Raw genomic sequence first — 8,301 nt, 5'->3', positions numbered from 1 at the left:
CCGGCCTGCGGGCCTGCGCCGCCTGGCCGGACGCCCCCCGCCCGGTGCTGGCCGACGACCTGCTGCCCGAGCGGGCGCTGGCCGGCGACCAGGCCGCGCGCCGCCAGCTGGTGGAGGAGATCTACACACCGCTGGACGAGGCCGGCTCCGCCCTGCTGGAGACGCTGAGTGTCTACCTGGAGCAGGCCTCCTCGCTGGAGGGTGCGGCCCGGATGCTCTTCGTCCACCCGAATACGGTGCGCTACCGGCTACGACGTGTGACTGACGTCACGGGGTACGCCCCCTCCGACGTACGTTCGGCGTTCACTCTGCGGATCGCACTGGCCCTCGGCCGGCTGGACGCCGTCGGGGAGCCCGGCTGAGCCGGAGTGTAGGGACCATACAATCCCGGATGGTTTTCTTCGTTACCGTCGCCTACCCGCCCCTGGGCGCCTGGCGAGAGAGGGTTGAACCGTGCTCGTAATCGTCGCCCCTGGACAGGGTGCCCAGTCCCCCGGTTTCCTCAGCCCCTGGCTGGAGCTCGACGGCGTCGCCGACCGCCTGCGCGGTTGGTCGGAGGTCGCCGGGCTCGACCTGGTGCACGCCGGGACCGAGGCGTCCGCCGAGGAGATCAAGGACACCGCCGTCGCCCAGCCGCTGCTGGTCGCGGCCGGTCTGGTGACCGCCCGGGAGCTGTTCCCGGACGAGGACGCCGCCCGTGCGCTGGTCGGCGCCGTGGCCGGCCACAGCGTCGGTGAGATCACCGCCGCCGCCGGCGCCGGGGTGCTCACCGCCCACGACGCGCTGACCTTCGTGCGCGAGCGCGGCCGGGCCATGGCCGAGGCCGCCGCCGTCACCGAGACGGGCATGCTCGCCCTGCTCGGCGGCGAGCCGGAGGAGGTCGCGGCCAAGCTGGCCGAGCACGGCCTGACGGCGGCCAACAACAACGGCGGCGGCCAGATCGTCGCCGCCGGCACGCTGGACCAGCTGGAGGCGCTGAAGGCGGACCCGCCGACCCGCTCCAAGCTGGTGGCCCTCAAGGTGGCCGGCGCCTTCCACACCGAGCACATGGCCCCGGGCGTCGAGCGGCTGGCCGAGCTGGCCCCGACCCTGACCAGCGTGGCCGACCCGAAGGTCCGCTACGTCTCCAACAAGGACGGCGCGGTCGTGGACTCCGGCGCGGAGGTCCTCGCCCGCCTGGTGTCGCAGGTCTCCAACCCGGTCCGCTGGGACCTCTGCATGGAGACCCTCGGGCAGCTGGGCGCGACGGCCGTGATCGAGCTGTCCCCGGCCGGCACCCTCACCGCGCTGCTCAAGCGCAACCTCAAGGGTGTGGCCACGCTCGCCCTCAAGACCCCCGCCGATCTGGACAAGGCCCGCGCGCTCGTCGCGGAGCACGGCGGTCAGGAGCAGGAGAACCAGGCATGACCAAGCCCCAGATCCGTCCGGTGAGCGGCGCGCAGTACTCGCGCATCCTCGGCGTCGGCGGCTACCGTCCGGTCCGGGTGATCCCCAACTCCGAGGTCCTGGAGTGGATCGACTCCTCGGACGAGTGGATCCGCACCCGCAGCGGGATCGCCGAGCGCCGCTGGGCCGGCCCGGAGGAGTCCGTCTCCGAGATGTCCGTCCAGGCCGCCGGCAAGGCGATCGCCCAGGCCGGGATCACCGCCGAGCAGATCGGCGGCGTGATCGTCTCGACCGTCTCGCACTTCAAGCAGACCCCGGCGATCGCCACCGAGATCTCCGAGCGGCTCGGCTGCGGCACCGCCCCGGCCTTCGACATCTCGGCCGCCTGCGCCGGCTTCGGCTACGGCCTGGGCCTGGCCGACGGCATGATCCGCGGCGGCAACGCCGAGTACGTGCTGGTCATCGGCGTCGAGCGGCTCAGCGACCTGACCGACCGGTCGGACCGCTCCACCGCCTTCATCTTCGGCGACGGCGCCGGCGCCGTGGTCGTCGGCCCGTCCGACACTCCCGGCATCGGCAAGCTGGTCTGGGGCTCGGACGGCTCGCAGGCCGACCTGATCACCCAGACCGAGGCCTGGGACACCGCCTTCGCCAAGTCCGACGCCGTCAACGGCGCGGGCGAGGAGACCAAGTGGCCGGCCCTGCGGATGGACGGCCAGCCGGTCTTCCGCTGGGCGGTGTGGGAGATGGCCAAGGTGGCCCAGCAGGCGCTGGACGCCGCCGGGATCACCGCCGACCAGCTCGGCGCGTTCATCCCGCACCAGGCCAACATGCGGATCACGGATGCCATGATCAAGGCGCTCAAGCTGCCGGAGTCGGTGCCCGTCGCCCGCGACATCGCCGAGACCGGCAACACCTCCGCCGCCTCCATCCCGCTGGCGATGGAACGCATGCTGGAGAGCGGTGAGGCCCACAGCGGGGACCTGGCCCTGATCATCGGGTTCGGGGCGGGTCTCGTGTACGCCGCGGCAGTCGTTACTCTCCCCTAGGCGCATTCGCCCAATCCACAAGCCTGTGTCCGGCCGCCGGCCGGACGCGTTCAACACCGAAGAGGAGCAGCCAGTATGGCTACCAAGGACGAGGTCCTGGAAGGTCTCGCCGAGATCGTCAACGAGATCGCCGGTATCCCGACCGAGGATGTCGCGCTCGACAAGTCCTTCACCGATGACCTGGACGTCGACTCGCTGTCCATGGTCGAGGTCGTCGTGGCCGCCGAGGAGCGCTTCGACGTCAAGATCCCGGACGACGAGGTCAAGAACCTGAAGACCGTCGGCGACGCGGTGGACTACATCCTCGCCAACGCCGCCTGAGCGATCGAGTCGTTCGACTCGGCCAGCCCGCCCGGCGTCCCGTACGCCGGCGGGGGCTGACCGGTCGGCCGGGCTCGTGGAGCCCGACCGCCCCCACCGGCCGGGACGCCCCCTCACCGGGGCGCCCGGCCGGGCCCATCCTCGGCACGCCGCCGACCCCTGCACACGTGAGAGAAGAAGAAACCAGTGACCGCTGAAAACCGCACCGTGGTCGTCACGGGTATCGGCGCCTTCACGCCGCTGGGCGCCGACGCCGCCAGCACCTGGGAGAACCTGGTCGCCGGCAAGTCCGGCGTGGTCGCCCTGACCGAGGAGTGGGCCGAGGACCTGCCCGTCAAGATCGCCGCACGCACCGCCGTCGAGCCCGGCACCATCCTGCCCCGCCCGCTGGCCCGCAAGCTGGACCGCTCGGCCCAGTTCGCGCTGATCGCCGCCCGCGAGGCCTGGGCCGACGCGGGCTTCGAGACCCCCGCCACCGACGAGTCCTCCAAGCTCGCCCCCGAGCGCCTGGGCACCGTCATCGCCTCCGGCATCGGCGGCGTGACCACCCTCCTCGACCAGTACGACGTGCTGAAGGAGAAGGGCGCCCGCAAGGTCTCCCCGCACACCGTCCCGATGCTGATGCCCAACTCCCCGGCGGCCAACGTCGGTCTGGAGGTCGGCGCCCGCGCGGGTGTGCACACCCCCGTCTCCGCCTGTGCATCCGGCGCCGAGGCGATCGGCTACGCGATCGAGATGATCCGCACCGGCCGCGCCGACGTCGTGGTGGCCGGCGGCACCGAGGCCGCGATCCACCCGCTGCCGATCGCCGCGTTCGCCAACATGATGGCGATGTCCAAGAACAACGACCAGCCCCAGCGCGCCTCCCGCCCGTACGACAAGGGCCGCGACGGCTTCGTGCTGGGCGAGGGCGCCGGCGTGGTCGTGCTGGAGTCGATCGAGCACGCCGAGGCGCGCGGCGCCCGGATCTACTGCGAGGCCGTGGGCCAGGGCCTGTCCTCGGACGCCCACCACATCGCCCAGCCCGAGCCGACCGGCGCCGGCGTGGCCCGCGCGCTGGCCGACCTGTTCGAGCGCAACGAGCTGGACAAGGCCGAGATCGTGCACGTCAACGCGCACGCCACCTCGACCCCGCAGGGCGACACCGCCGAGCTGAAGGCGCTGCGCAAGGAGCTGGGCGACGACCTCGACCACATCGCCGTCTCGGCCACCAAGTCGATGACCGGCCACCTGCTGGGCGGCGCCGGCGGCATCGAGACCGTCGCCACCGTGCTGGCCCTGTACCACCGGATCGCCCCGCCGACCATCAACGTGGACGAGCTGGACGACGACGTGGAGGCCGACATCGTCCGCGACGAGGCCCGCAAGCTGCCCGAGGGCCGGATCGCCGCGCTGAACAACTCGTTCGGCTTCGGCGGCCACAACGTGGTGCTGGCCTTCCGCACCCACTGACGCCCGTGACGAAGGGGCCGGCGCTCGCCGTGAGCGCCGGCCCCTTCGTCATACCCGTCCGGTCCGTCCCTGTCCGCCTGCCCCCGGGGGGGCGGCCTCAGACCACCTGGTGCAGCCAGCGCACCGGCGCGCCCTCGCCCGCGTACCGGAACGGCTCCAGCTCGTCGTCCCAGGGCTTGCCGAGCAGCCGGGCGATCTCGGCCTCCAGGTCGGCGCCCTCGCTGCGGGCGCGCAGCAGGACGGCGCGCAACCGGTCCTCGGGGATCAGGATGTCGCCGTGGATGCCCGTGACGGCGTGGAAGATGCCGAGCGAGGGCGTGCTGCTGTACCGCTCCCCCTCCGCCGTGGCGCAGGGCTCGCTGGTCACCTCGTACCGCATCAGCTGCCAGCCGCGCAGCGCGGAGGCGAGTTTCGAAGCCGTACCGGGCTCCCCCTGCCAGGAGAGCTCGGCACGCCAGTGCCCGGGTGCGGCCGGCTGGCGGATCCAGTCCAGGCTCACCCGCACACCGAGCACCCCCGCGACGGCCCACTCGACGTGCGGGCACAGCGCGCGGGGCGCGGAGTGGACGTACAGAACTCCACGTGTCGTCACCGGGACCTCCAGGCTGTGGACGAGGGTCGCCTTCCCCAGCTGCCTCGTGCCTGCAGTTGATCCGCAGTTACTCACGTTAGCCGACATTAAGCTACTAAATTGAGCAAAACGGACAGGCTTTCGCTCAATGCTAGTCGAATCCTCAACGAGGTCTACCCCTCGGCCGGATCTCTCCCCCGAACGGCCCCATCGTCGGCGGGACCACCGTACCGCGAGGCGCCACAGGATGGATGACGCACTTTCGGATCCGGACGGAATGCGGTAGTGCGGCCGCGGCGCCCGCGCCCGACCGCGGGCCGCACACGACGGACCGCCCCGCCGCCCGGTGGGGGCGGCGGGGCGGTCGGGTCTCCTGACGGATCGTCAGCCGTCCAGACGGACGACCATCTTGCCGGTGTTGACGCCGCTCAGCAGACCGAGGAAGGCGTCCACCGTGCCGTCGATGCCCTCGCTCACCGTCTCGCGGTACTTCAGCTCACCGGAGCGCACCCACGCCGAGACCTCCTCGACGAACTTCGGCTGGAGGTCGTAGTGGTCACCGACGAGCAGCCCCTCCATGCGGAAGCGCTTGGCGATGATCTGCGCCAGGTTGCGCGGGGCCGGAGTGGGCTCGGTGGCGTTGTACTGCGAGATCATGCCGCAGACCACGATGCGCCCGTGCAGGTTGATCGAGTCGATCGCCGCTTCGAGGTGCTCGCCGCCCACGTTGTCGAAGTACACGTCGATGCCGTCGGGGGCCGCCGCCCGGAGCTGGTCGGCGACCGGACCGTTCTTGTAGTTGAACGCGGCGTCGAACCCGTACTCCTCCACCAGGAGTTCGACCTTCTCGTCCGAGCCGGCCGAGCCGATCACCCGCGACGCGCCCTTCAGCCTGGCGAGCTGGCCGACGATGCCGCCCACGGCGCCGGCCGCACCGGACACGAACACCACGTCGCCGGCCTTGATCCCGGCGACCCGCGTCAGCCCCGCGTACGCGGTCAGCCCCGGCATGCCCAGCACGCCCAGGTAGGTGGAGAGCGGCGCGGCGTCCGGGTCCACCTTGACAGCCGTCCTGGGGTCGAACGTCGCGTACTCGCGCCAGCCGAAGAAGTGCAGGACGTAGTCGCCCTCGGCGAAGCCCTCCGCCCGCGAGGCGACGACCCGGCCGACCGCACCGCCCAGCATCGGCTTGTCCAGCTCGTACGGCTCCGCGTAGGACTTGCGGTCCGACATCCGGCCCCGCATGTACGGGTCCACCGAGAGGTAGACGTTGCGGACCAGGACCTCGCCCGGGCCGGGGGTCCGGACCGGGGCCTCGACCAGGGCGAAGTCGGTCGGCACCGGCCAGCCCTGGGGGCGGGCGGCGAGGTGCCATTCACGGGCGGTCGCGGGGGTGGCGGCCTGCTCTGCCATCGGGGGCTCCTTGAGGGTTCGGGTGCGGGTTCAGGCGCGGTTCACAACATGAAAGGTTGATGAACTGAAGTAACGATGGGCATGAAAGGTTCACCCTGTCAACTTTTCAGGTAGACTTTTGACCATGGAGACCCAGCCCGTCGAGGACGCCACGCCGCAGCCCGACGAGATCACCCGCGAGGCCGTCGACCTGATGGCCAACCTGGTCGCGCTGTTCCACCGCGAGTACGAGGAGGCCGCCGCCGCCCGCTCGCTCACCGGCGCCCAGGCCAAGGTGCTCGCCCTGCTGCGGCGCGGACCGATGCCGATGCGCCAGATCGCCCAGACGCTCAGCTGCGAGCCCTCCAACATCACCGGCATCGTCGACCGGCTCGAATCCCGCGGCTTCGTCACCCGCGAGGCCGACCGGCACGACCGCCGGGTCAAGCTGGTCGCCGCCACCGGCACCGGCTCGGCCGCCTCCGAGGAGCTCCGCGAGTCGCTCAACTTCGCCCGCGAGCCGCTGGCCGCACTCGGCCCGGACGAGCGGACGGCCCTGCGCGACCTGCTCCGGAGGATGCTCGCGGGCGCCTCCGGCCCGGGCGCGTGACCAGCATCACAGGTCCCGGGGGCTGTCCGTTGGCCCCGGGGGGGTAACCGAACCGCCTCCCGGAACGTCTAACGTTCGAACATCGAACATCGAACGCGAGATACCTGAAGACGGGGGGCACTGAGGATGAGCAGCAGTGCGCGTCGGCGCCGCTACCTGCGGACCGCCATCGGCCTGGCCGCCGCACTGGTGCTGTCGGTCGCGGGTGCCGGAGCCTGGTTCTACCACCGGCTGGACAACAACATCACCACCTTCGACCCGGGCGGCGTCGCCACCGAGCGCCCGCCCGCCGCCGTGCCGGCCAGCCCCGGCGCCCAGGTGCCGGTCAACGTGCTGCTGCTCGGCTCGGACACCCGCGACGGGGGCAACGACTCGCTGGGCGGCGGCGACGAGGGCGTCGGCCACTCGGACACCGCGATCCTGGTGCACATCTACGCCGACCACAAGCACGCCGTCGGCGTCTCGATCCCCCGCGACACCCTGGTCACCATCCCGTCCTGCAAGCTGCCGAACGGCAGCTGGACGACGCCGAAGAACGACCAGATGTTCAACTCCGCCTTCACCGTCGGCCTGGCGGAGAGCGGCAACCCGGCCTGCACCCAGAACACCGTCGAGAAGCTGACCGGGCTGCGGATCGACCACACCGTCGTGGTCGACTTCAAGGGCGCGGCCGCGATGTCCGACGCCGTGGGCGGCGTGGAGGCCTGCGTGCCCAACGACGTCAACCAGTTCGGCATACACCTCAAGAAGGGCCTCCAGAAGCTCTCCGGGCAGTCCGCGGTGGACTACCTGAGAGCGCGCCACGGCATCGGCGACAACTCCGACATCGGCCGGATGAAGCGCCAGCAGGCCTTCCTCTCGTCGATGATCAAGAAGGTGCAGGGCCAGGGCTTCTCGCTGCCCACCCTGCTGCCGCTGGCCGACGCGGCCACCAAGTCGCTCACCGTGGACGAGGGTCTCGGCACCGCGATGAAGCTGGTGGACTTCGCCCGCTCGATCCAGGACATCAAGCTCTCGGACGTCTCCTTCGTCACCGCCCCCTGGCGCTTCGCCGGCGAGCGGGTGCGACTGGTCCAGCCGGACGCCGACGCGCTCTGGAAGCTGCTGCGCGAGGACCGCACCCTGGACGGGCAGAGCACCTCCGGGACGGGCCAGGTGACCTCCTCCCCCGGCGCCGACCCGGGGGCCCCGGCCGCCCCGGCCACGCCGCTCACCCCGGAGCAGGCCGCGGCGCCGATCACCGTGGTCAACGGGGTCGGCACGCCCGGCCTGGCCGGCTCCGGCGCCGAGACGCTCAAGGCGCGCGGCTTCCGGAGCATCACCCTCGGCCCCAACTCCCCCGGGCAGCAGGCCACCCAGGTCTCCTACGACCCCGCGCTGAAGGCCGTCGCCGACCAGGTCGTGGCGCTCTTCCCCGGCGCCAAGGCGGTCGAGGAGCCCGGCTCGGGGGCGATCACCGTCACCCTCGGCGCCGACTACCGCGGGGCGGGCACCCGGATCGACGCGGTGGCCGCCCCGAG

9 protein-coding genes are annotated in these 8,301 nt (G+C 71.8%); 7 read left to right on the top strand and 2 right to left on the bottom strand.

All coding sequences use genetic code 11. The features are described from left to right. The 5 genes from AE652_RS28715 to fabF all read left to right on the top strand — a co-directional run. On the top strand, positions 1 to 362 hold a 362-nt coding region (locus AE652_RS28715), incomplete at its 5' end, for a CdaR family transcriptional regulator (protein WP_049656697.1). A 91-nt stretch (positions 363 to 453) separates the two neighbouring features. Continuing rightward, positions 454 to 1,407, top strand: a complete 954-nt coding sequence (locus AE652_RS28710) for an ACP S-malonyltransferase (protein WP_049656695.1) — start codon at positions 454 to 456, stop codon at positions 1,405 to 1,407. Continuing rightward, positions 1,404 to 2,435 carry a beta-ketoacyl-ACP synthase III gene (locus AE652_RS28705; RefSeq protein WP_049656693.1) on the top strand — a complete coding sequence of 344 codons (1,032 nt, stop codon included), beginning with the start codon at positions 1,404 to 1,406 and terminating at the stop codon, positions 2,433 to 2,435. The genes AE652_RS28710 and AE652_RS28705 overlap by 4 nt, the downstream gene beginning before the upstream one ends. A gap of 75 nt (positions 2,436 to 2,510) precedes the next feature. After that, on the top strand, positions 2,511 to 2,756 hold the full coding sequence (locus tag AE652_RS28700; RefSeq protein WP_049656691.1) for an acyl carrier protein: 246 nt from the start codon (positions 2,511 to 2,513) through the stop codon (positions 2,754 to 2,756). A 186-nt stretch (positions 2,757 to 2,942) separates the two neighbouring features. Then, positions 2,943 to 4,208 carry a beta-ketoacyl-ACP synthase II gene (gene fabF / locus AE652_RS28695; RefSeq protein ID WP_049656688.1) on the top strand — a complete coding sequence of 422 codons (1,266 nt, stop codon included), beginning with the start codon at positions 2,943 to 2,945 and terminating at the stop codon, positions 4,206 to 4,208. Between the two features lie 97 nt (positions 4,209 to 4,305). On the opposite strand, the gene AE652_RS28690 is transcribed toward fabF, so the two are convergent. Together AE652_RS28690 and AE652_RS28685 are read right to left on the bottom strand one after the other, a co-directional pair. Continuing rightward, on the bottom strand, positions 4,306 to 4,800 hold the full coding sequence (locus AE652_RS28690) for a DUF3145 domain-containing protein (RefSeq protein ID WP_049656686.1): 495 nt from the start codon (positions 4,798 to 4,800) through the stop codon (positions 4,306 to 4,308). Positions 4,801 to 5,163: 363 nt separating this feature from the next. Next, positions 5,164 to 6,192: an NADP-dependent oxidoreductase gene (locus tag AE652_RS28685; protein ID WP_049656683.1), complete on the bottom strand. Its 1,029-nt coding sequence runs from the start codon at positions 6,190 to 6,192 to the stop codon at positions 5,164 to 5,166. Between the two features lie 124 nt (positions 6,193 to 6,316). Here AE652_RS28685 and AE652_RS28680 point away from each other — a divergent pair, with 124 nt between their 5' ends. Together AE652_RS28680 and AE652_RS28675 are read left to right on the top strand one after the other, a co-directional pair. Next, the gene (locus AE652_RS28680) at positions 6,317 to 6,781 is read left to right on the top strand and encodes a MarR family winged helix-turn-helix transcriptional regulator (RefSeq protein WP_049656682.1); all 465 of its coding nucleotides are present in this window, start codon (positions 6,317 to 6,319) and stop codon (positions 6,779 to 6,781) included. 126 nt (positions 6,782 to 6,907) lie between these two features. Further along, positions 6,908 to 8,301 (top strand): LCP family protein (locus AE652_RS28675; protein WP_049656680.1); only part of this gene is annotated, 1,394 nt, incomplete at its 3' end.

Source organism: Kitasatospora sp. MY 5-36 (genome assembly GCF_001182915.1).
In the GTDB taxonomy this organism is placed as follows: domain Bacteria; phylum Actinomycetota; class Actinomycetes; order Streptomycetales; family Streptomycetaceae; genus Kitasatospora.
The sequence above is the reverse complement of the archived record's forward strand: the minus strand, read 5'-3'. Positions and strand labels throughout refer to the sequence as shown.

Coding starts and splice junctions, on each gene's coding strand:
- AE652_RS28680 (WP_049656682.1), top strand. CDS start 6,317: ATGGAGACCCAGCCCGTCGAGGACGCCACGCCGCAGCCCGACGAGATC.
- AE652_RS28705 (WP_049656693.1), top strand. CDS start 1,404: ATGACCAAGCCCCAGATCCGTCCGGTGAGCGGCGCGCAGTACTCGCGC.
- AE652_RS28700 (WP_049656691.1), top strand. CDS start 2,511: ATGGCTACCAAGGACGAGGTCCTGGAAGGTCTCGCCGAGATCGTCAAC.
- AE652_RS28685 (WP_049656683.1), bottom strand. CDS start 6,192: ATGGCAGAGCAGGCCGCCACCCCCGCGACCGCCCGTGAATGGCACCTC.